General features: G+C 65.8%; 18 protein-coding genes. 4 read left to right on the forward strand and 14 right to left on the reverse strand.

Annotation, left to right across the window (positions count from 1 at the left end):
• Positions 1-221 precede the first annotated feature (221 nt).
• The gene (locus D4Q52_RS14415) at positions 222-1403 is read right to left on the reverse strand and encodes an ABC transporter substrate-binding protein (RefSeq protein WP_119857270.1); all 1182 of its coding nucleotides are present in this window, start codon (positions 1401-1403) and stop codon (positions 222-224) included.
• A gap of 240 nt (positions 1404-1643) precedes the next feature.
• Between D4Q52_RS14415 and D4Q52_RS14420 the strand changes: the two genes are divergently transcribed.
• Complete coding sequence (locus D4Q52_RS14420; protein ID WP_119857271.1) at positions 1644-2078, forward strand: nuclear transport factor 2 family protein; 435 nt, start codon at positions 1644-1646, stop codon at positions 2076-2078.
• A gap of 141 nt (positions 2079-2219) precedes the next feature.
• Here the strand turns inward: D4Q52_RS14420 and D4Q52_RS14425 are convergent, their stop codons facing one another.
• Positions 2220-2957 carry a GntR family transcriptional regulator gene (locus D4Q52_RS14425; RefSeq protein WP_119857272.1) on the reverse strand — a complete coding sequence of 246 codons (738 nt, stop codon included), beginning with the start codon at positions 2955-2957 and terminating at the stop codon, positions 2220-2222.
• Between the two features lie 177 nt (positions 2958-3134).
• Here D4Q52_RS14425 and D4Q52_RS14430 point away from each other — a divergent pair, with 177 nt between their 5' ends.
• Positions 3135-3980 carry an alpha/beta hydrolase gene (locus tag D4Q52_RS14430; RefSeq protein ID WP_119857273.1) on the forward strand — a complete coding sequence of 282 codons (846 nt, stop codon included), beginning with the start codon at positions 3135-3137 and terminating at the stop codon, positions 3978-3980.
• Between the two features lie 339 nt (positions 3981-4319).
• Here D4Q52_RS14430 and D4Q52_RS14435 read toward each other — a convergent pair whose 3' ends face one another.
• From D4Q52_RS14435 to D4Q52_RS14480, 10 genes are all read right to left on the reverse strand, one after another.
• The gene (locus D4Q52_RS14435) at positions 4320-4679 is read right to left on the reverse strand and encodes a Rieske (2Fe-2S) protein (RefSeq protein WP_234831204.1); all 360 of its coding nucleotides are present in this window, start codon (positions 4677-4679) and stop codon (positions 4320-4322) included.
• Positions 4672-5376: an ABC transporter ATP-binding protein gene (locus tag D4Q52_RS14440; protein ID WP_119857275.1), complete on the reverse strand. Its 705-nt coding sequence runs from the start codon at positions 5374-5376 to the stop codon at positions 4672-4674. Before D4Q52_RS14440 ends, D4Q52_RS14435 begins: the two co-directional genes overlap by 8 nt.
• Positions 5369-6175 carry an ABC transporter ATP-binding protein gene (locus tag D4Q52_RS14445; protein ID WP_119857276.1) on the reverse strand — a complete coding sequence of 269 codons (807 nt, stop codon included), beginning with the start codon at positions 6173-6175 and terminating at the stop codon, positions 5369-5371. The genes D4Q52_RS14440 and D4Q52_RS14445 overlap by 8 nt, the downstream gene beginning before the upstream one ends.
• Positions 6175-7209, reverse strand: a complete 1035-nt coding sequence (locus D4Q52_RS14450; protein ID WP_119857277.1) for a branched-chain amino acid ABC transporter permease — start codon at positions 7207-7209, stop codon at positions 6175-6177. Before D4Q52_RS14450 ends, D4Q52_RS14445 begins: the two co-directional genes overlap by 1 nt.
• Positions 7206-8078 (reverse strand): branched-chain amino acid ABC transporter permease, encoded by an 873-nt coding sequence (locus D4Q52_RS14455; protein ID WP_119857278.1) that lies wholly within the window; start codon positions 8076-8078, stop codon positions 7206-7208. The genes D4Q52_RS14450 and D4Q52_RS14455 overlap by 4 nt, the downstream gene beginning before the upstream one ends.
• A gap of 68 nt (positions 8079-8146) precedes the next feature.
• A complete protein-coding gene (locus D4Q52_RS14460) occupies positions 8147-9301 on the reverse strand; it encodes an ABC transporter substrate-binding protein (protein ID WP_182915318.1) in 1155 nt (384 codons plus the stop codon).
• 71 nt (positions 9302-9372) lie between these two features.
• On the reverse strand, positions 9373-10554 hold the full coding sequence (locus D4Q52_RS14465) for a xanthine dehydrogenase family Fe-S subunit (protein WP_119857280.1): 1182 nt from the start codon (positions 10552-10554) through the stop codon (positions 9373-9375).
• The gene (locus D4Q52_RS14470) at positions 10551-11381 is read right to left on the reverse strand and encodes an FAD binding domain-containing protein (RefSeq protein WP_119857281.1); all 831 of its coding nucleotides are present in this window, start codon (positions 11379-11381) and stop codon (positions 10551-10553) included. The genes D4Q52_RS14465 and D4Q52_RS14470 overlap by 4 nt, the downstream gene beginning before the upstream one ends.
• The gene (locus D4Q52_RS14475; protein ID WP_119857412.1) at positions 11378-13669 is read right to left on the reverse strand and encodes a xanthine dehydrogenase family protein molybdopterin-binding subunit; all 2292 of its coding nucleotides are present in this window, start codon (positions 13667-13669) and stop codon (positions 11378-11380) included. The genes D4Q52_RS14470 and D4Q52_RS14475 overlap by 4 nt, the downstream gene beginning before the upstream one ends.
• A 248-nt stretch (positions 13670-13917) precedes the next feature.
• Positions 13918-15195, reverse strand: a complete 1278-nt coding sequence (locus tag D4Q52_RS14480; protein ID WP_119857282.1) for an amidohydrolase/deacetylase family metallohydrolase — start codon at positions 15193-15195, stop codon at positions 13918-13920.
• A 170-nt stretch (positions 15196-15365) separates the two neighbouring features.
• On the opposite strand from D4Q52_RS14480, the gene D4Q52_RS14485 reads away from it, so the two are divergent.
• Positions 15366-15860 (forward strand): MarR family winged helix-turn-helix transcriptional regulator, encoded by a 495-nt coding sequence (locus tag D4Q52_RS14485; protein WP_119857283.1) that lies wholly within the window; start codon positions 15366-15368, stop codon positions 15858-15860.
• A 69-nt stretch (positions 15861-15929) separates the two neighbouring features.
• Here the strand turns inward: D4Q52_RS14485 and D4Q52_RS14490 are convergent, their stop codons facing one another.
• Positions 15930-16796 (reverse strand): hypothetical protein, encoded by an 867-nt coding sequence (locus D4Q52_RS14490; RefSeq protein ID WP_119857284.1) that lies wholly within the window; start codon positions 16794-16796, stop codon positions 15930-15932.
• Positions 16797-17003: 207 nt separating this feature from the next.
• On the opposite strand from D4Q52_RS14490, the gene D4Q52_RS14495 reads away from it, so the two are divergent.
• Positions 17004-17354 (forward strand): GrlR family regulatory protein, encoded by a 351-nt coding sequence (locus tag D4Q52_RS14495; protein WP_119857285.1) that lies wholly within the window; start codon positions 17004-17006, stop codon positions 17352-17354.
• A 61-nt stretch (positions 17355-17415) separates the two neighbouring features.
• On the opposite strand, the gene D4Q52_RS14500 is transcribed toward D4Q52_RS14495, so the two are convergent.
• Positions 17416-20121: a PAS domain S-box protein gene (locus tag D4Q52_RS14500; protein WP_119857286.1), complete on the reverse strand. Its 2706-nt coding sequence runs from the start codon at positions 20119-20121 to the stop codon at positions 17416-17418.
• Positions 20122-20192 lie beyond the last annotated feature (71 nt).

The following is a 20192-nucleotide window of genomic DNA, read 5'->3' on the forward strand; positions in this document are numbered from 1 at the left end:
GGCTCCCTCGTTTGAAGTTTGCAACAACCTCAATCTGGCACAATGCGATGCCGTTGGGGGCCGTCCACCCCATCACCCCTGCGTTCGTGTTGAACATAGGAGTTACACCGGCTGTGCCGACACGCACGCACAGAGGTTATGGATTCCGGGCCTGCCCCTTCATCGGCTTCGCCGACGAAGGGGCATCCCGGAATGACGAACGTTGAGGTGGTCGCTGACCATCAATTCGTCAGCGGCAGGATTTCGTCGCCTTTGAAGTAGGTGAAGATGTAGTCTTCGGGCGACAGCGCGTCGTGGTTGTCCTTGGTGAAGGGCTTGCTGTAGCTCTTGATCAGGCCGTCGTAGCTGCCGATCTCGTAGAAGCCGTCGCGGATCTTGGTGCCGTCGGTCGAGCCGGCCTTGGCGATCGCCAGCGCGGTGAGATGCATGGCGTCGTAGGCGTTGGCAATGCCGACGGCGGGGGTGACGTCGGCGGCCGATTTGATCTGCGGATACTTCGCCTTCAGCGCATCGAGCACCGCCGCCGCCTTCGGGCTGGGGTTGCCGGAGAAGCTGAAGGTCTGGATGAAGTGCACCTTCTCGGCGCTCGGCCCGGCGAGTTCGGTGAAGCGGCCGCCGGCCGGCCCCCAATGCGACACCACCGGAACGTTCCAGCCCATGCGGTCGAGCGACTTCACCACCTGCGCCGACGGGGCGACGTTGGCGACCATGAACAGCGTATCCGCGCCGGCGTCCTTCAGCCGGGTGAGCTGCGGCACCAGATCGACGTCGCCGCCTTCGAATTTCTCGACGCCGGCGTTCGGCATGTTCTTCGCGGAGAGTGCCGCCTTCAGTCCGGCCTCGTTGGACTCGCCCCAGGGATTGTTGATCAGGATCATGCCCGGCTTCTTGGCCGCGTACTTCTTGACCGCGTAGTCGACCAGCGCGACATCGACCAGCGCATCGACGGCGGAGACGCGGAACACGTAGTTCTCGGCGGCGCCGTTGCGGGTGATCGGCGTGCCGGCGGCCCAGACGCCGACGAACGGAACCTTCGACTGGTTGGCGAACGGCACGATCGCCATCGACACCGGCGTATCGATGCCGCCGAAATACGCCACCACTTTCTCGCGCTGCACCAGCTCGCGCGCCGCGATCACGCCCTTGGCCGGGTTGCTTTCGTCGTCGCGGACCACCAGCTCGACCTTCTTGCCGAGCACGCCGCCCTTGGCGTTGATCTCGTCGATCGCCAGCGACAGGCCGCGGACGATCGCCTCGCCCGACTTGGCCGATTGGCCGGACATCGCCGCGACCAATCCGACCTTGACGGTCTCCTGCGCAAAGGCCGGCACCGCGGCCAGCGCCAACGACGTTGCGCCTGCGGCAATCAGCAAGCGGCGCGAAATTCTCGGCAATGCGAACATGCTCACGGCCCTCTCCAATGGATGCGAGCTGGAGCTAGCAAGCGGTGTGCCATGTGACGGCAGAGCGGATTCGCAGCGAACACGCCCAAAAGCCCGTGAGATCGCAGCTTCCACGCTGGAGGCTGCTCAACATGCAGACAGCGGCCGCCCAAATCGTATACAATCTAAGCTAGGAACGAATACGATTTCTGGCACCGGGCTTGCTTGACCGGGCGTCAGGCAAAACAAGGAGACCCGCTCATGCCCCAAGCCCAGACGATTCCGGCGCCCGCCCGGAGCGACGACACGGCCGCCGCGGCGGCGCTGGTCGAGCGCTTTCTGGTCGCGTCGATGGTTCCTGATCCGGAGACGGCGGCGACCTTCATGGCGTCAGACGTCGCCATCACCTTCACCGGCGGCCGCAAGTTCACGCATCCGCGTGACGCCACCGCGTTCAACGCCAAACGCTACAAATGGGTGAAGAAGAAGATGGAGCGCACTGACGTCGCCCCCGGCGACAGCGAGACGGTCGTGTACAACACCGGCACGCTGTACGGCGAATGGCCCGACGGCACGCCGTTCGAAGGCAACCGCTATGTGGACCGTTTCGTCGTCCGCGGCGGCAAGATCGTCAAGATGGACGTCTGGAACGACAGCGCGGAGCGGCTGCTGACGCAGCGGGGGATCGAGGCGTAGGAGACGTTGGACGCATGCGCTTGAGTGGGACGAGAAACTCTCCTCGTCATTGCGAGCGAAGCGAAGCAATCCAGAAACGCCGTGCACGGCGCTGGATTGCTTCGTCGGCTTCGCCTCCTCGCAATGACGAACTGAGAGGCACTACGTCCTTCTCGAAGAAGCCTTCTTGCCCTTCACCTGCGCGGCATCCTTCACGTACGGCTCCAGGATGTCCTGGATGTCGCGCTCCGGCAGGGGATGTTCGAAGATCATCGCGCGGTCGGCCACCGCGTCGAGATGATGATCCATCAGCGTCATGGCCGCGGGAACGTCGTTGGATGACAGCGCCGCGATCAGGGCGCGATGCTCGCTGACCGCGCAATCCGACGAATGCGGCCGGCTGAACCGGGCCAGGATCAGTCCGCAACGCGACGCAACTTCGCTGACGTAGCGTGCGAGCACCGGATTGCCCGTCATTCCCGCAAGCTTGATGTGAAAGTCCGTCGCGAGCCGAATCGACAGCGGCACATTGCTGCCGCGCGCCTCTTCCTCGGCATCGACGTGTTGCTTCAGCTGCTTGATCTGCTCGCGCGTCAGCCGGCCGGCGAGCCGCGCCACCACCAGACGCTCGAGGCCGATCCGCACGTCGAAGATATCACGCGCCTCGTTCCAGCTCGGCGTCGCCACCGCCGCGCCGCGATTGCGCCGCAGCTCGACCAGGCCTTCGGCCGCCAGCCGCGTCAGCGCCGCGCGTACGATGGTGCGGCTGGCGCCGAACTTCTCGCCGATCGCATCCTCGGGCAGCTTGGCGCCGGGCTGCAGCGCCTGCTCGATGATGGCGTGCCACAGCGCCTTGTAGATCACTGCGCCGCGATCGGGCGCTGCTTGCTTGTCGGCCATGATGTTCTATGCCGCTGGACTGTTCGGATGAATTGCCACAGCCGCGATCCGAACGCAATTTGCGACGCGTAGCAAGCCTGATGCGCGATGCGGCAGATGCCGCAAAAATGCGATCGACACGCACGGCGCTTTGCTGCCATGGTCGAGGGCAAAGACACCAACAAGGAATGATGCGCGATGACGAGTGCCCGCCCCGCCGACCCCCGCAACACCTGGGCGCAGCTGTCGCAGAGCGAGCGTGACGCGGCCTATGACAACAACAGCGCGGTCAAGAACAGCCCGGAACTGATCGCCGAGCGCAACGCGTCATCGGCCAGGACGCGTGCGAGTTTGAAGTCGGTGCTCGACCTGCCTTACGGCGATCGCCCGAACAACAAGATCGACCTCTATCCGGCAGCCGAACGCGACGCGCCGTGCCTGGTGTTCTGGCACGGCGGCTATTGGCAGAAGAATTCGCGCGAGCTGTTCGCCATGCTGGTCGAAGGCATCGCGGCGCACGGCTGGTCGGTGGCGATCCCGGGCTATTCGCTGGCGCCGGACGTGACGCTGACCACGATCGTCGACGAGAGCCGCGCGGCGCTCGACTGGCTCGCGGCGCATGGTCCGGAGCACGGCGTCGCCGGTCCGGTCGTCACGTCGGGCTGGTCGGCCGGCGGTCATCTTGTTGCGATGACGCTGGATCATCCGCTGGTCACCGCCGGACTGTCGATCTCCGGCGTGTTTGATCTCGGCCCGATCCGCGACACCGGGCTCAACAAAGCGCTGCAGCTCACCGACGACGAGATCGCCAAGCTGTCGCCGCTGCGCCTGCCGGTGATCGACAAGCGCCTCGACCTCGCCTACGGCGCTAACGAGCTTCCGGCGCTGGTGCTGGATTCGACGAACCTGCACGCGCAGCGCGACGCCGCCGGCGCACCGGGACGGCTGCTGCCGCTCGCCGGTCACGATCACTTCTCGATCCTCGCCGAACTGCGCAAATCCGACGGCGCGCTGGTGAAGGCGGCGCTTGAACTGGTTGACTAAGAGCCCAAACGCTCCATTGAAACGATGGCGCCGACGTCACCTGAAGCGCTGAATCGCCATCCTAAGCGTCTGACTCAAAACTAAAGCCGACTGATCAGCCACATTTTGCGGTCGGCTAATCAGCTCACAAACTCCGTCATGGCCGGGCTTGTCCCGGCCATCCACGCCTTTGCTGCGTTTCCTTCAGCAAAGGCGTGGATGCCCGGCACAAGGCCGGGCATGACGCGTGGATAGGAAAGTGCCTGATTGCAAAGGCCGCATTTTCGGCCAGGCTCTGAGGTGCGCGCGCCTCAGAGTGACGGCAGTGAATATATCGCCGGCAGGATAACTGTTGTCGCGTTACGGCTTCAGTGCCGCGGCGTTGATGAAAACTTCGCCGCGCTCGACACGCACCGGATAGAGCCGTAGCGGCCGGCTCGGCCAGCCGTCGGAGATGGCGCCGTCGACCAGGCTGAACGAGGCGTCGTGGAGCGGACAGGCGAGCCGGCCGTTGACGACGCGTCCGCACGCCAGGTCAGCTTGCTCGTGCGGACACGCCCGCTCGCAGGCGGACACCACTCCACCAACCGAAACCAAGGCGAGATCGACACCGGCAACACGCACCGCGACGATGCCGGCTTCTGCCAGCCGCGGAAGGCTGCATACCGGCAGCCACTGCTCCCGTGACCGCGAGAGATCGGCCGCCCAGTCGTCAGCCACCGAGATACGCCTTGCGCACATGCGGGTTGGCGATGAGTTCCGCGCCGCTGCCCGACAAAACGATGCGGCCGCCCTCGAGCAGATAAGCGTGGTCGCACATGTCGAGCGCCGCAAACGCATTCTGTTCGACCAGCAGGACGGTCGTGCCATTGTCGCGGATGCGGCGGATGATCGCGAAGGTGCGCTCCACGATGTTCGGCGCCAGCCCGAGCGACGGCTCGTCGAACATCACCAACCTCGGCCTGCTCATCAGTGCGCGTCCGATTGCCAGCATCTGCTGCTCGCCGCCGGACAGCGTGCCGGCCGCCTGCTTGCGGCGCTCGGCAAGCCGCGGAAACTCCCCATAGATCCGGTCGCGGTCGGCTGCGACCTCGGAGCGGTCGCTGCGCAAGTAAGCGCCCATGTCGAGATTCTCTTCGATGGTCATATGCGGGAAGACGCGACGGCCCTCCGGACAATGCGCGATGCCGGCTTTCAGAATCCGCGGCGGTCGCGCGCCGGTCAGCACCTCGTTGTCGAACCGCAGCGCGCCGGCGCGCAGCGGCACCAGGCCGGAGATGGCGCGCAGCGTCGTGCTCTTGCCGGCGCCGTTGGCGCCGATCAGCGCGACCAGCTGACCGGCCTTGACCTCGAAGGTGATGCCCTGCAGCGCGGTGACGCCGCCATAGCCGCACTCGGCGTTGATGAGCTCAAGCATGCTTCACCCCTTGGCCGAGATAGGCTTCGATCACGGCGGGATCGTTGCGGATCACGTCCGGCGTTCCTTCGGCGATGATCCGCCCGTAGTTCAGCACGACGATCCGATCGGACACACTCATCACCATCGGCATGTCGTGCTCGACCAGCAGAATGGTGATGCCGCGATCGCGGATCTTGCGGATAAGCTGCACGAAGGTGTGCGTCTCAGACGCGTTCATGCCGGACACCGGCTCGTCCAGCAGCAGCATCGACGGCTCGGCGGCGAGCGCGAGCGCGACGCCGACCAGCCGTTGCTCGCCATACGACATCGACCCCGCAAGATCGTTGGCCCGACGACCAAGGCCGACCCACTCGACCAGCTCGGCGGCCTTCTCCCTCAGCTCCGCCTCCACCCGCCGCACCCGCGGCAGGCCGAGCACCGATGGCAGCACGCCGACGCGGCCGCGGCGATGCAGCCCGATCAGCACGTTGTCGTAGACAGTGTCGTTCGGAAACACGCTGGTGCGCTGGAAGGTGCGGATCAGGCCGAGATCGGCGATCGCCTGCGGCTTCATCCCGCGCAGCGACTGGCCGCGATAGGTGACGTCGCCGTGGGTCGGCGTCAGGAAGCCGGTGACGACGTTGAACGCCGTGGTCTTGCCGGCGCCGTTGGGGCCGATCAGGCTGACGATCTCGCCCTCGCCGACCGAGAACGTCATGTCGGAGATCGCAACCAGACCGCCGAAATGCATCGCGACTTTTTCGACGCTGAGCGCGGTCTGCACCGCAGGTTGCTTCAAAGCTGCTGCAGCCCCCATCACGCGCTCTCCTCGACGCCGCGCTTGGCAAAGCTCGGCGCAGTCGCCGGCCTCATGCGCGGAAACCACTGCACCAGCGCCGGCACGATGCCGCGCGGCATGATGAACAGGATGACGATCAACGCGCCGCCATAGGCGATCCATTGCGCCTCGGGTGCCATCACCGGCCGCAGCGCCACCGGCATCAGCCCGAAGATCAGTCCGCCGACCACCGGCCCGGCCAGCGTGCCCTTGCCGCCGGCCACCACCATGATCACCATCGTCACCGTATTGATGAAGGTGAACACTTCGGGATCGATGATCTTCATGTAGTGCGCGTACAGGCTGCCGGCAGCACCGCAGATGCCGGCCGAGACCACGGCGGCGAGCGTCAGCGTCTTGGTGACGTCGATGCCGATCGACACCGCCAGCGTCTCGTTCTCCATCAGCCCGCGCATCGCCCGGCCGACATGCGAATGCACCAGCCGCGCAATCAGGAGATAGCAGGCGACGGCCACGCCGAGCACCAGATAGTAGTTGTGCAGCTTGGTGCGGAAAATGAACTCACCGAGGCCCGGAAAGCCGACCTGCATCGGCGGAATGCTGGTCAACGCCAGCGGTCCCTGGGTCAGTTCGACCCAGTTCAATGCCACCAGCCGGACCACTTCGGCGAACGAGATGGTGACGATGACGAAATATGCGCCGCGCACCCGGAACGACAACCGCCCGACCAGATAGCCGCACAGTCCCGACACCAGCACGGCGATCGCGAAGCCGGCCAGCGGCGGCCACGGCTCGTGCACGATTTGCAGCCCGAACGGCAGGCTGACGCTGAAGCCGAGCGAGGTCAGCGCGCTGACATAGGCGCCGATGCCGAAGAAGGCGATATGGCCAAGACTGAGCTGGCCGGTGAAGCCGAGCAGCAGATTGAGGCTCATTGCCCCGATCACAAAGATCCCGGTGGTGATCAACGCGTTGAGCAGATACGGATCGCTCAGCCACATCGGAACGGAAGCGAGTGCAGCGATGACGACGATCGACAGCAGCAGTCTCATCCGACGCGCTCCGCACGAGGAAACAGCCCGGTCGGGCGGAAGATCAACACGGCGATGATGATCAGGAAGCCCATCGCGTCGCGATAGCCGGACGAGATGTAGCCGGCGCCCAATTCCTCAGCGAGCGCCAGGATGAAGCCGCCGATCACGGCGCCGGTGATGTTGCCGAGTCCGCCGAGGATGACGATGGCGAATGCCTTGACGGCGGCGAGATCGCCCATCGACGGGTAGACCACATAGACCGGACCAAGCAGCGCGCCGGCCGCGGCGGCGAGGCTCGAGCCCATCGCGAAGGTCGAGGTGTAGATCAGATTGACGTTGACGCCCATCAGCGCCGCCGTGTCCTGATCCTGGAACGTCGCGCGCATCGCGCTGCCGAGCCGGGTGCGGTTGATCAGCACGTAAGTCAGCACGATCAGCGCGCCGGCGGCGAGCAGCACGAACAGCCGCAGCCACGACACCGAGACCGGGCCGATCTCGAGTGGAGCATCCGGAAACGGCGTCGGCACGGATTTGGCGACGCCGCCCCACACCCACAGCGTCGCCGACTGCATCGCGATCCATGCACCGATCATCACCAGCATGGTGGTGTCGATGTCGGAGCCGCGCAGCGGTCGCAGCAGGGTCAATTCGACCAGGGCGCCGAGCGCCCAGCCGCTGGCGATCGCCAAAGGCAACGCGACGAAGAAGTTCAGTTCAAACTTCTGCACCACGATGAACATCACATAGGCGCCGAAGGTGTAGAGAATGCCGTGCGTGAAATTGACGACATTCATGATGCCGAAGATCAGCGTGAGGCCGATGCCGAGCAGCGCGTAGGTGCCGCCGAGCACGAGCGTGTTAATGAGATGCTGGAGAAACTCGCCCAAGGTCGATCCTCACGGCTGCAGGGAAAGACGAGGCGCTGGTCGCGCCTCGCCGGGTTCTCGCGTCGCGATCAGAGGTCCTTCATGCCGACTTTGCCGTCAGCGATCTCGATCAGGTACACGTTGGGCTGGCTCTGGCCGCTCTCCTTGCCGGTGGGGCCGGACTTCTGGAACGCGATGTCGCCGTTGAGGCCCTTCAGCTTGATGTCCCACAGCGCCGCCTTGATCGCAGCCGGCTCGGCCTTGCCGGCCTTCTCGATCGCCGCCGCCGCGGTGCGGATGCCGTCATAGCCGCGGAAGCTCTCGGTGCAGCCGGCGAAGTCGAAGCCGCGCTTTTTCCATTCGGAGACGAAGTACGTGGTCGCTTCCGGGTTCGGCGTCTTGTCCGGGAACCACGGCAGGAAGGTCGTCAGATGCATCGTGCCGTTGGCGGCAGCGCCGGCCTGGGCGATGATCTGGTCCGGGTTCTGCGAGCCGCCGGTGGTGATGATGCGCTTTTTGAGCCCGAGCGCGGCGGCCTGCTTGAACAGCAGCGTCAACTGATCGACCGCAGCGGTGACGATGATCGTCTCGGAATCCGAGCCCTTCAGCTTGGAGAGCTGCGCGCTCATGTCCTGCGCACCCTGGTCCATGGTCTCGACCAGGCCGACCGCGATGCCCTTCTCCTTCATCATCTTGCCGAAGTCCTCGGCGGCGCCGCGGCCCCAATCATTGTTGATGACCAGAAAGTCGACCTTCTTCAGGCTGAGTTTGTCGACGATCTTGGCGAAAGCCGCGGCCTCGATCGCCGACGGCGGCGAGATGCGGAAGATGTAGGGATTGCCCGTCGTGGTGATCTTGCCGGACGACGAGGTCTCGACGATCATCGGCACTTCGTATTCCATCAGCTTCGGCATCACCGCCAGCGTCAGGCTGGAGCCCCAGGCGCCCATCATCACCGGCGTCTTGTCGCGGGTGATCAGCTTCTCGGCGACCGCCGCCGCTTCGGTCGGGTTGCTCTTGTTGTCCTCGATCACCAGTTCGATCTGCTTGCCGAGCACGCCGCCCTTGCCGTTGATCTCGTCGGCGGCGATCTTGGCGCCGTTGACGACGTAAGTGCCGGACGCGGCGAAGGCGCCGGTCAAGGGCTCGTTGACGCCAATCTTGATGGTCTCGGCCGAGGCTGTGCCCATCAGCACAGCCGTCGCCAGCGCGATCAGTGAAGCAGTCCGCAGGTGTCGCATCATTCTCGTTTCTCCGTGATCGGTGTTGTTTGAGGACGCCATTCGCGGCATCCGTCCTTGCAACTTGCGCGCCGCTAGTGGCGCGATGGTCCTCCCAGCCAGCGCGGCAAACGCGCGCGCAGCACGGCGAGTAGCAGCGTCAGCCCGTTGAGCTGGTGACTTGCGGCGACGGCAGAGATGCTCTGACCCGACAGCCTGCGTTCGAGATTGCCGGCGAATTGCTCGACTAGGCGCCGCGCCAGATCGCGCACCAGGCCGCTGCGCCCGACCTGCGCCAGCAGGCCGGTGAGCGTGTAGCCGATGCTCAGCTCGACGCGCGTCGCCTGGCCGCCCTGCAGCGGCGTCAGCCGGTAGCGGATTTCGCCTTGGGTCGATGACCGGCTGCGGCGATCATTGCCGGCGCCGATGATCCGGCCCGACAGGCCGTCGGCCGAACGCTCGACGCGCGCCACCCCGGCGAACTGCGCGGCGATCGGCCCGACCTGCACGCGGATCTCGCCTTCGATCCGCGCCGGATCGGCGGCGTTCGTCAGCGTCACCCCCGGCAGGCACGCCGCAACGACGGCCACGTCGATGAACAAAGCGGCGACCTGCGCCGGCGGATGCTGCACCTCGAACGCCTGCTCGATCGTCGCAGCCGGGGTGAAGTCGGCGATGGTGATGCCGGCCGCGGGCGCCGCAGCGGCCGGCACAGCCGTCGCGGCACGTCCCTCGGTCGGCGTCGCGCCGTGACCGGAGCCGACCGGACCCAGCGCGGTGTGGCCGCCGCCGAGTTCGGGCGCGATGCCGCGCGCGCGGCGATCGGCGATCACGGCGGTCACCGCGCGAATGATGCCGACATAGCCGGTGCAGCGACAGAGATTGCCGCTCATGCCGACTCGAATGGCGCGGTCGTCCGCCTCCGGCAGCCGCAGCACCAGATCGCGCGCCGACACCAGCATGCCGGGCGTGCAATAGCCGCACTGCAGCGCGTGCTCGCGCGTGAAGGCGGCGCGCAGCTCGGTGGCGATCTCGTCGTCGTCGAGGCCTTCGATGGTGGTGACGGCGGCGCCGTCGCAAGCCGCCGCGAAGGTGATGCAGGACCGCGCCGGCACGCCGTCGATCAGCACGGTGCAGGCACCGCAGACGCCGTGCTCGCAGCCGAGATGCGTGCCGGTGAGATCGAGATGATCGCGCACGACATCGGCGAGGCTGGTGCGCGGCTCGGCAGAAAGATCGACCGCGCGACGATTGACTGTGAGCGCCAGCGTGCTCATGCGGCCTCCTGCAGCGCGCGCTTCAGCACGGTGAGATGGATGTGGCGGTGAACGGCGTCGGCGATGCCGGCTGCGCTCAGCAGTTGATCGGCAACCCGCGCGTCAAATCGGGTCTTGTAGTCGGCGGCGATGCGGCCGCCGAACAGTTCGGCCGGCTGCGCGATCAGGATCGGCGCGGCGTCGATCGCGCCGATGACAATCCGCGCGGTGCCCGCGGCCGGGTCGATCAGCACCGCGCATTGGCCGTGCGCGAACTCGCCGGTCTTGCGGCAGGTCTTGACGTAACCCCACTGCGCCGTCGCGGCGCGCTTGGGCACGTGGATTGCCGTGAGCAGTTCGCCCGGCTTCAGGCAGCTCTGCAGCGCGCCGGTGATGAAGTCGGCCAGCGCGATCTGGCGCGTGCCCGCGGCGCTGCGCAGCGTCACGCGCGCGCCGAGCGCGGTCAGCGCCGATACCCAATCCGCCGCCGGATCGGCATGCGTCAGCGAGCCGCCGAGCGTGCCGCGATTGCGCACCGCGCGATAGGCGATGTTGGCGGCGACGCCGCGCATCGCGCCGCGCGTGACGTCGGGGACGCGGCCGTCCTCGATATCGGCGTGAGTGATGCAGGCGCCGAGCACCAACTCGTCGCCGCTGATCTCCGCCTGCTTCAGCTCGGCGATCGCGGTGATGTCGACGATCTGCTCGGGCTGCGCAAGCCGCAGATTGAGCATCGGCCCGAGCGACTGGCCGCCGGCCATCACCTTGGTGCCGTCATGGCCACCGAGCAGCGTCAACGCTGCTGTGAGGTCGCGCGGACGCGCATAGTCGAACGCAACGGGCTTCATGCGGCCGCCCTCCCCGCATCGCGCGCGGCGATCAGCGCTTCGACCACGCGGAACGGCGTGATCGGCGAGCGCATCAGCTCGGTGCCGAGCGGGCGCAGCGCGTCGTTGACGGCGTTGGCGATCGCGGCCGGCGGAGCGATCGCACCGCCCTCGCCGATGCCCTTGACGCCGAACTTGGTGTAGGGCGACGGCGTCTCCATGTGATCGAGCCGCGGCGCCGGCACTTCGGTCGGTCCTGGCAGCAGGTAGTCGGCGAACGTCGTCGCCAGCGGCTGGCCGGCGGCGTCGAACGGCATCTCCTCGTACAGCGCGGTGCCGATGCCTTGCGCGAGGCCGCCATAGATCTGGCCGTCGACCACCAGCGGGTTGAGCAGCACGCCGCCGTCCTCGACGATCACGTAGTCGAGGATCTCGACATTGCCGAGATCGGGATCGATCGCCACCACCGCGGCATGCGCCGCGTAACTGAAGGTGCCGCTGTCGCGCTGCGGCTTGAATCCCGAGGTGACGTCGAGGCCGCCCGGATCGACATCCGGCGGCAGATCCTGTGGGCGGCGATACCAGGTGTGCGCGATCTCGCGCAGCGTCACGCTGCCGGTGCTGCCGCGGACTTCGCCATCAACGAATTCGACCTCGGCGACGTCCTGTTGCAGCAGCTTGGCGCCGATCCGCTTGATACGATCGCCGAGATCGCCGCAGGCGGTCGCAACCGCGCCGCCGGCCATCACCGCGCAGCGCGAGCCCCAGGTGCCGGTCGAATACGGCGTCATCGCCGTATCGCCGAGGATGATCCGCACCTTGGCGACGTCGATGCCAAGCATCTCGTGCGCCACCTGCGCAAGCGTAGTTTCCATGCCCTGACCGTGCGAATGCACGCCGACGCGAAGTTCGAGGCCTCCGTCCGGCGTCAGCCGGGCCGTCGCCTGCTCATGGCCCGGCACCATCGGAATGCCCCAGCCGGCGTACACCGAGGTACCGTGGGCGGCCTGTTCGCAATAGATCGACAGGCCCAGGCCGATCCGGCGGCCGTCCGGCTCGCCGCGCTGCTGACGCGCGCGCACGGCATCGATGTCGATTGCGCTCAGCGCACGGTGCACCGCCTGTAGATAGTCGCCGCTGTCGAAATGCTTGTTGGTGATGTTGTTGAACGGCATCTGTTCGGGCGGCACCAGATTGCGCAGCCGCACCTCACTCGGCTCCAGCCCGGCTTCGGCGGCGACCAGATCGAGCATCAGTTCGAGCGCGAAGCAAACGCCGGTGCGCGCGACACCGCGATACGGCAGGATCGGGCATTTGTTGGTAGCGACGGAGTACGTGCGGCAGCGATAGGCCGGCATCACATAGGGCCCGGGCAGGATGCTGGCGACCTGCGCGGCCTCGAGGCAGGCGGAGAACGGATAGGACGAGTACGCGCCGGAATCGACGGTAGCCTCGCAATCGATGCCGCGCAGCTTGCCGTCGCGATCGGCATAGAGCGTGATCTTGTAATGATGCTCGCGGCAATTGGCGCTGGCGGTGAGATGCTCGCGGCGGTCCTCGATCCAGCGCACCGGATGGCCGAGCCGCATCGTCAGCCACGACAGACAGACTTCTTCCGGCAGCAGAATGCCCTTCTGGCCGAAGCCGCCGCCGACATCGGGCGAAATCACGCGGATGCGGCCCTGATCCAGGCCGAGACATTCGGCGAGGCCGGTGCGGTTGATATGCGGCATCTGCGCCGAGGTGGTGACGATCAGCTGATCGACGCGGTGATCGTAGGTCGCGACCGCGCCGCGGCCCTCCAGCGGCGCCATGCACTGCCGGGCCGTGGTGATCTCGCGCGACACCTTGATCGGCGCGTCCAGAGCGGCGCTGATATCGACTTCGAAATTGGTTTCGAGGAAGACGTTGTCGCCCCAATGCTCGTGCACCAGCGGCGCGCCCGGCGCGCGCGCCTGCAGCATGTCGGAGATGGCCGGCAACTCTTCGAGGTCGAGCACGACCGATGCCGCGATATCTTCGGCCTCGGCGCGGGTCGGCGCCACGCACATCGCGATCATCTCGCCGACCTGGCGGACCTTGCCGCTTGCCAGCACCGGTTGTTCGGAGATCTTGAAGCCCGGAAGTCCGGACACCGCGCGGATCGGGTTGACATCGACGAGATCGGCGGCAGTGAACACCCGATCGCGATACGCCTTCGGCACGTGAATGCCGCGGATACGCGCATGAGCGACCGGACTGCGCACGAAGGCGACGTCCTGCATGCCCGCGAGACGGACGTCGGCCACATACTGACCGCGCCCGCGCATCAGCCGGTCGTCCTCCTTGCGCGGCAGCCGTGCGCCGACGCCCTGCCCGCTGCCTTGATGCTTGTCGACGCGTCCGTGCAACTTATCTTCTCCGAGGCAAGACGAACTAATCAAGAGAGCGCCCTCTCCCCGTCATTGCGAGGAGCGAAGCGACGAAGCAATCCAGCTCCGAGCACTGGGCTCCTGGATTGCTTCGCTTCGCTCGCAATGACGGGGAGATGCAGCATCTACTCGCTCACGTTCGTTATTTACGCAGCCACCGCTTCCGGCAAAATCGACGCGTCGGCGTCGTAGCGGATGCCGGCGCGGAGGCAGAACACGGGCTGCAGCAGGCTGTCGGCAATCACTTCGGTGCTTTCATTGTCGCGCAGCACGTAGCGGCCCGGACGCTGCGTCAGCACCGAGACGTCGGCGTCCATGCCGACCTTGAGAGCACCGATCTCGTCCGAGCGCGCGATCATCTTGGCCGGATTGGCGGTGACCATCGGCACCACCTGTTCGAGCGACAGACCGAGCGCCATCATCGAACTCATCGCCTGCACCAGGCTGAACTTGGCCTGGCCGGCGAACGGATGGTTCTCTTCGTCCTCGTGCTGATCCGGCGTGCCGGCCGGCGCCGGAACGTGGGTGTTGTAGCCATGGATGTCGGCGCCGAGCGTGTTCGGCACGATGCCGCCAGCGATTGCCATCTTGGCGAGGCGATAGGAGAAGTGACTGCCGTGACCGACGTCGACCTTGAGGCCGCGATCGAGCGCCGCCTGAATCACCGGATGAACATCGCCTTCGCGATTGATGAAGCCGCCGGGATGCCGCGTGAACGGATGCGCCAGCACGTCGCCTTCCTTGAGCAGCGGAATGACGCGCGTGAGGATCGTATCGGCATCCTCGCCATTGGCGCCGCTTTCCGGCAGCCCCCAGAGCTGGCCGAAATGCACATAGACCGGCAGCTCGGCCTGTCGGCCGATCTCGGCCGCCATCTCGATAACGCGAATGCCCCAGCGCGCGAAGCCGCCGATTTCGGCGTGAGCCTTGATGCCGCGCACGATGTCCGGATTGGCGCGCGCCGCCTTCACGGTCGCGTCGATGTCGACACCATCCGGGCTGTACAGCTGCGGATAGAAATGGCCTTCCAGACCGCCCACCAGATAAGCGGACAGGAACGCATAGACGCGCGACTTCGCCGGCTCGGCGATAAAGTGGCGGAAGCCCGGCAGCGTCATGCAGGACGGGCCGCCCTGATCGATCAGCGCGGTGACGCCGGAGCGGACGCCGACCATATCCGGCTCCATGCCGAACCGGCCGGAGACGTACTGATAGATATGCGCGTGGGTGTCGATCATGCCGGGCAGCACCAGCTGCCCCGAGACGTCGACAACCTCCTTGGCGCTCGACGGCAGAATGTCTTTCTGGACGGCGGCGATCTTGCCGTTGCGCACCGCGACGTCGAACGCGCCATCAATGCCGGACGCGGGACAAATCACCCGCCCGCCGCGCAACAGAACATCAAAGCTGGCACTCACCGACATCGGACCGCTCTCCTTCGAAAATCCGGATCAAATTACGAAGCATGCTTCGCATTTGCATCTAGCAAGGCTTATGCCAAAGTCTAAGATACGGATGGCAGCGCAAATCGCGCTATTGCGTTCGCCACCTCAACGGGCTTCGCGGCCTTGAAAAGAGAGAGAGAGAGAAACGGTTGCGGCAGAAGCATTCCCGCGCAGTCAAAGCGACACTTGAACCATGGCCGCTCGCCGAGCGGCCTGGCTTCCTGATCCGGCGACTGCATCAGATCCACGCCTCGCTGTTTCAGCAGGCCTGTGGTCAATTCGATGTCACGCCGCTGCAATACAGCCTGCTCTCCGCGCTTGCCGCGCGGAAGACCGCGGATCAGACCACATTGGCCGCTGATATCGCGCTCGACCGGACGACGACGACCGGCGCGCTCAAGCGATTGGAGGCTCGGCAACTCGTTGAGCGCCCGATCAACGAAGCGGATCGGCGCGCGAGGCTGTGCCGTCTCACTCGCGCTGGCGCGGCACTCCTTGCCAAAATTGAAGGCGCCGCGCGGGCCGCGCACCAGAGCACGCTCGACGGCTTGTCGGAGCGCGAACGAAGTCAATTCGTCGCGATGATGCAGCGCATCGTCGCCGCCAACGGCAATCAGGATACCGCGGCGCCTTTGCTCGAATAGCTCGCCTGCTGATTTTCTGAACGGGACTTGCCTAGGAGTTAGGCGCCCGTCGCGAACGGGCGATCATCCTCAGGCGAGAAACGCATCCGACGTCGTCAGCACCACGCCCCGCGTCGCCATGTCGCGCAGGAACTGATCGGCCAGCGCTGGGAAGTCGGGAGACCCCGGCGTCGCCGGGACCGGCGACATGCAATCCGTCAGCAGATGGATTCTCGACCAATGTCGCTCGCCGATATGGTCGACCAACTGATTGACCGTGGTGGCGACACAATGTGACGACGCTTCGCCGGCGATCGCGATGACGTCCGCCTGCTGCAGCGCCGACATCAGCTCGCGATTGAGCTGCGTCGACGGATCGGTCGGATCGGGCACCTCGGCCAGCAGCGCGCCGTAATGCTCGGTGAAGGTGTTGATGCCCTTGGTGACGAACTCGGTGGTCACGCCGTTGTCGCGTTCCCAGCGCGACAGGGCATCGCGAAGGCCATCGACGATGTTGTGTCCCCAACTCCCGATCAGACAATGCTCCGGCCACACCATCAGCACGAACCGACCGGCATTCTCCAGCTCGGCCGTATAGTCCAGCATCCGGCTCTTCCAGTCCGGATTGCGCGGCGCCCAGGTCCCGGCGACGACGTCCGCATGACTGATCATCGTGAACGGCGGTGGGGCATGACCGTTGCCGTCGCGCCAAAACGCCGGATGAGCAACATCGATCACCCGATGCGTATCGAGCGTCACGTGGACCCGGCTCAGGCGCGGCCCGATCCGGCCGATTGTTGTCGCGAGCCGATCCATATCGGTGAGCGCACCGGGCACCGGCAGCGCTGAGCGGAAACGCGGACCGTTCGACTGTTCGAAAAGGATCGGATCGGCATCCGCCGGAATATCCATGAAATCGTTCTGCGGATCGATCACCAGGAGATGAGTCTCGAGCACAAGCGACCTCCTTCGCCGGTCAGCCGATCGCCGCCACGAACCGCGAATAGAGTCCAACTGATCCCTGCCTCAACTGTCGACGATCGCCGGGATCAGGTCAATCGCAACTGGCCGGGTTCGCGTACTCCTGCCGCGTTGACGGGGGTCAGGCCGCTTTGGCATAACAGATAGGCGCAACCGGTAATTGATCGGCGCGCGGGGGACACAATGAGAAACGGTTTGTATTCGGTCCACGCGGACCTGCTGGACGGCCGCTCGGGCAAGGGCAGCGGCGTCGCGTTATTTCGAAACGGCAAGATTTTGGGCGGCGATGCATATCTCTATTACACCGGCAGCTATGTCACGACTGGCAATGCATTCAAAGGCGAAGTCACGATCAGCCAGCACACGCCCAGCCCCGACGCCAATCCGCTGTTCGGCGGCCAAAAGGAGCCGGTCGGCATTGGCGTTTCCGGCACCTGGACCGACACCTCGGCTGTGATGCAGGGCACAGCTCTGGTCGGCAAGTCGAGCCAGTCGTTCAAGGCGACGCTGCGCTGGCTCGCTGAGGCCGATTGAACGACTGCTGTTCAGTTTGGCCGACGCCAATTGAGCGAGCTACCTTGAGGCTCGAGCAGCCTCAGGCGCGGGCGCCGGCGACCGCGCTTTGATCGACCTCCATCGGAGCGACCCGCGGCAGGATCATCTGGATTTGCGTGCCGCCGCCCGGCTCCGACCGCAGTTCGAGCCGTCCACCGAGGCGATTGGTGACGATGCTGTAGACGATGTGCAGGCCGAGCCCTGTGCCGCCCTGGTCCCGCCGCGTGGTGAAGAACGGGTCGAACGCGCGCCGCCGCACGTCCAGACTCATGCCGCAGCCGTCATCCGCATAGAGGATCTCGACCTGATCGGCGTTGGCAGCGCGAACCTTGATTTCGACCATCCCCGGACGGCCGTTTGGAAAGGCGTGCGCGACCGAGTTCAGGAATAGATTGGTCAGCACCTGCCCGTACGGACCCGGATACGAGTTCATCGTCAGGCCGGGCTCGCAGTCGACGTTGAGCGTCAGGTTCTGCTTGCGCAGCCCCGGCCGCAGGCTCATCACCACCTGCTCGGTGAGGTCGCCAAGATCGAACATGCGCTGGTCCGAGTAGTTGCGGTCGGCGGCGACCTGCTTGAACGATTGGATGAGCTCGGCGGCGCGATTGAGGTTGGCAACCAGCTGGGCCGACGCATCGCGCGTGCTGGTGAGGAATTCGTTGAGCCGCGAGCGCTTCAGTTCGCCGCGCTCGACCTCCCCGGCGAACACCGCCGCCTTGCGGTCGAGCGCGGAGGCTACCGTCAGGCTGATGCCGACCGGATTGTTCACTTCGTGCGCGACGCCGGCGACCAGCCGGCCGAGCGCTGCCAGTTTCTCGGCTTCGATCAAGGATTGCTGGGTCTCGCGCAGATTGCGGAGAGCAGCCTCTGCGGCGTCCTTGGCCTGCCGCATCTCGAGCTCGCCGCGCTTGCGTTCGCCGATATCGAGCGCCACCGTCGCAATTCGCTCGATCCGTCCGTCCGCGTCCTTCAGCGGCATCTTGTTGACCAGCCATTGCCGCATGGCGCCTGTGGCGTCGCGATACTCCTCCTCGTAGAATCCGAGCCCTTCTCCAGTCGCGATCACCCTCTTGTCGTTGGCGTCGGTCTTGTGCGAGCCATAGCGCGACATCAGCTCGGTGGTGGTCCGCCCGATCGCCTCCTTCGGATTGATGCCGAAGATCGTGGCCATGTAGCGATTCATCAGCACGTAGCGCAGTTCGGTGTCCTTGACGTTGATCACAGCCGGAACGGTGTCGATCACCTGCTGCAGCAGCCGCCGCCCCTCGGCGATCGCGGTCTCGGCGCGCTTCTGATCGGTGATGTCGCGAACGGTGCCCTCGTAGCGCACCACCGTCCCGGTCTCATCGCGGATCGCGCTGGCGCTGTCCGACAGCCAAAGCACGTCGCCATTCCGCTTGCGGGCCTGGTACTCAAATTCACGTACCATGCCGTCGCGCTCCATCAGGTCGCAATACTCGGCCCGCTTGCTCGGATCGACATAAATGTTGCCGGCGACGTCGGAGGCCGCGCGCATCAGCTCGGCCGGGGTTTCGTAGCCCATCATCCTGGCCAGCGCCGGGTTTGCGTTCAGCAGAGCCCCCTCCGGCGTGGTGACGTAGATGCCGTCGATCGAGCCCTCGAACAGCTTGCGATAGCTCTCTTCCGCCAGCCGCTGCTCCGCCAGCGCGCGTACCGCGGCCTCGCGCGCCGTGTCCGCCTCCACCAGCGTGCGCCGAAACACCTCGGCTGCACGGGCGATGTCGCCAATTTCGTTCTTGAGGTCGGTGGCCGGAATCGCCGTGTACTGCCGGCCGGCGGCAAGCGAGCGGATCGCTGTGGTGATGGCCGACAGCGGCCCGACGGTCCGCCGCACCACGAAGGCGGCCGCCAGCAGCCCGACCAGCACGCCGGCCGAGCCGAGCACGATACTCTGCCATTTGTCCTCGGTCAGGGTCCGGGCGAGATCGCGCGACAGCACCCGGCCGCGCCGGGCGCTGATGTCCCGCAACAGCTCGGTCACCCGTCCGATCAGCCGCCCCTCGGCACCGAGGACATTGCGATCCAGCGTCGCGATTTCCTCCTCCACCGCAGTCGTGGAGACGATCACGTCCGCGTAGTCGCGCACGGCCGTTGCAGCGGCGGGATCGGCCAGTGGAATGGTCCGCATCCGCTGGGCCGCTTCGCTGGCGCTGGCCAGATCGCGCGACAGCAACGCCGCCGCGATCTTGCTTTGCTCGCCCTGCAACGCTGCGGCCAGGCTGCGATCCTGCAGTCGGGCGGCAACCGCCTCAAACGCCTCCCGCAGCGGCGGCACGGTTGCGATCATCTCGGCACGGCGCGGCATCAACGCCGTGATGCGCTCGAGGCCATCGCGATAGTTGCTTAGGCGCGCGGTCACGCCGTCGATCATTTCCTGCTGATCTGGATCGATCTCCAGCCGGGTCTTCTTGAGGAGCTGGGTCAGCGCCGAGGCCGCCTCGAACACCCGGCCGGCGGGCTGCGCGCTAGGATCGCTGACCACCTCGCGCGCCGCGAACCGCAGTTCGCTCATCCGGCGTTCGATCTCCTCGGCGAGGTCGCCGACGCTCTGCAGCCGCTGCAATTCGGCGAAGGTGTTGTCGATGTGGCGGATCGCGATGACGCTGCCGACGCTGGTCATCGCAATGATCGCCAGCAGCAGCAGGAAGCTGCCAAACGTCATCTGCCGGATCGAGAGCGTGCGCGATCTCACGCTCTGGATGAACGCTGACATGGCGTTTGGCATATGGCGAAACCGCTGCTCCCGTCGCGGCGACTATCCCACAAAGTCTTCGCGAAGGGTAGAGAGGCCGCAAC

Origin of the sequence: Rhodopseudomonas palustris (genome assembly GCF_003591005.1) — a bacterium.
GTDB classification, from domain to species: domain Bacteria; phylum Pseudomonadota; class Alphaproteobacteria; order Rhizobiales; family Xanthobacteraceae; genus Rhodopseudomonas; species Rhodopseudomonas palustris_K.

Bases quoted from the DNA above. Each gene is read 5' to 3' on its own strand.
- D4Q52_RS14415 (WP_119857270.1), bottom strand. From the start codon at position 1,403: ATGTTCGCATTGCCGAGAATTTCGCGCCGCTTGCTGATTGCCGCAGGC.
- D4Q52_RS14420 (WP_119857271.1), top strand. From the start codon at position 1,644: ATGCCCCAAGCCCAGACGATTCCGGCGCCCGCCCGGAGCGACGACACG.
- D4Q52_RS14425 (WP_119857272.1), bottom strand. From the start codon at position 2,957: ATGGCCGACAAGCAAGCAGCGCCCGATCGCGGCGCAGTGATCTACAAG.
- D4Q52_RS14430 (WP_119857273.1), top strand. From the start codon at position 3,135: ATGACGAGTGCCCGCCCCGCCGACCCCCGCAACACCTGGGCGCAGCTG.
- D4Q52_RS14440 (WP_119857275.1), bottom strand. From the start codon at position 5,376: ATGCTTGAGCTCATCAACGCCGAGTGCGGCTATGGCGGCGTCACCGCG.
- D4Q52_RS14445 (WP_119857276.1), bottom strand. From the start codon at position 6,175: ATGGGGGCTGCAGCAGCTTTGAAGCAACCTGCGGTGCAGACCGCGCTC.
- D4Q52_RS14450 (WP_119857277.1), bottom strand. From the start codon at position 7,209: ATGAGACTGCTGCTGTCGATCGTCGTCATCGCTGCACTCGCTTCCGTT.
- D4Q52_RS14460 (WP_182915318.1), bottom strand. From the start codon at position 9,301: ATGATGCGACACCTGCGGACTGCTTCACTGATCGCGCTGGCGACGGCT.
- D4Q52_RS14465 (WP_119857280.1), bottom strand. From the start codon at position 10,554: ATGAGCACGCTGGCGCTCACAGTCAATCGTCGCGCGGTCGATCTTTCT.
- D4Q52_RS14470 (WP_119857281.1), bottom strand. From the start codon at position 11,381: ATGAAGCCCGTTGCGTTCGACTATGCGCGTCCGCGCGACCTCACAGCA.
- D4Q52_RS14475 (WP_119857412.1), bottom strand. From the start codon at position 13,669: ATGCGCGGGCGCGGTCAGTATGTGGCCGACGTCCGTCTCGCGGGCATG.
- D4Q52_RS14480 (WP_119857282.1), bottom strand. From the start codon at position 15,195: ATGTCGGTGAGTGCCAGCTTTGATGTTCTGTTGCGCGGCGGGCGGGTG.
- D4Q52_RS14495 (WP_119857285.1), top strand. From the start codon at position 17,004: ATGAGAAACGGTTTGTATTCGGTCCACGCGGACCTGCTGGACGGCCGC.
- D4Q52_RS14500 (WP_119857286.1), bottom strand. From the start codon at position 20,121: ATGCCAAACGCCATGTCAGCGTTCATCCAGAGCGTGAGATCGCGCACG.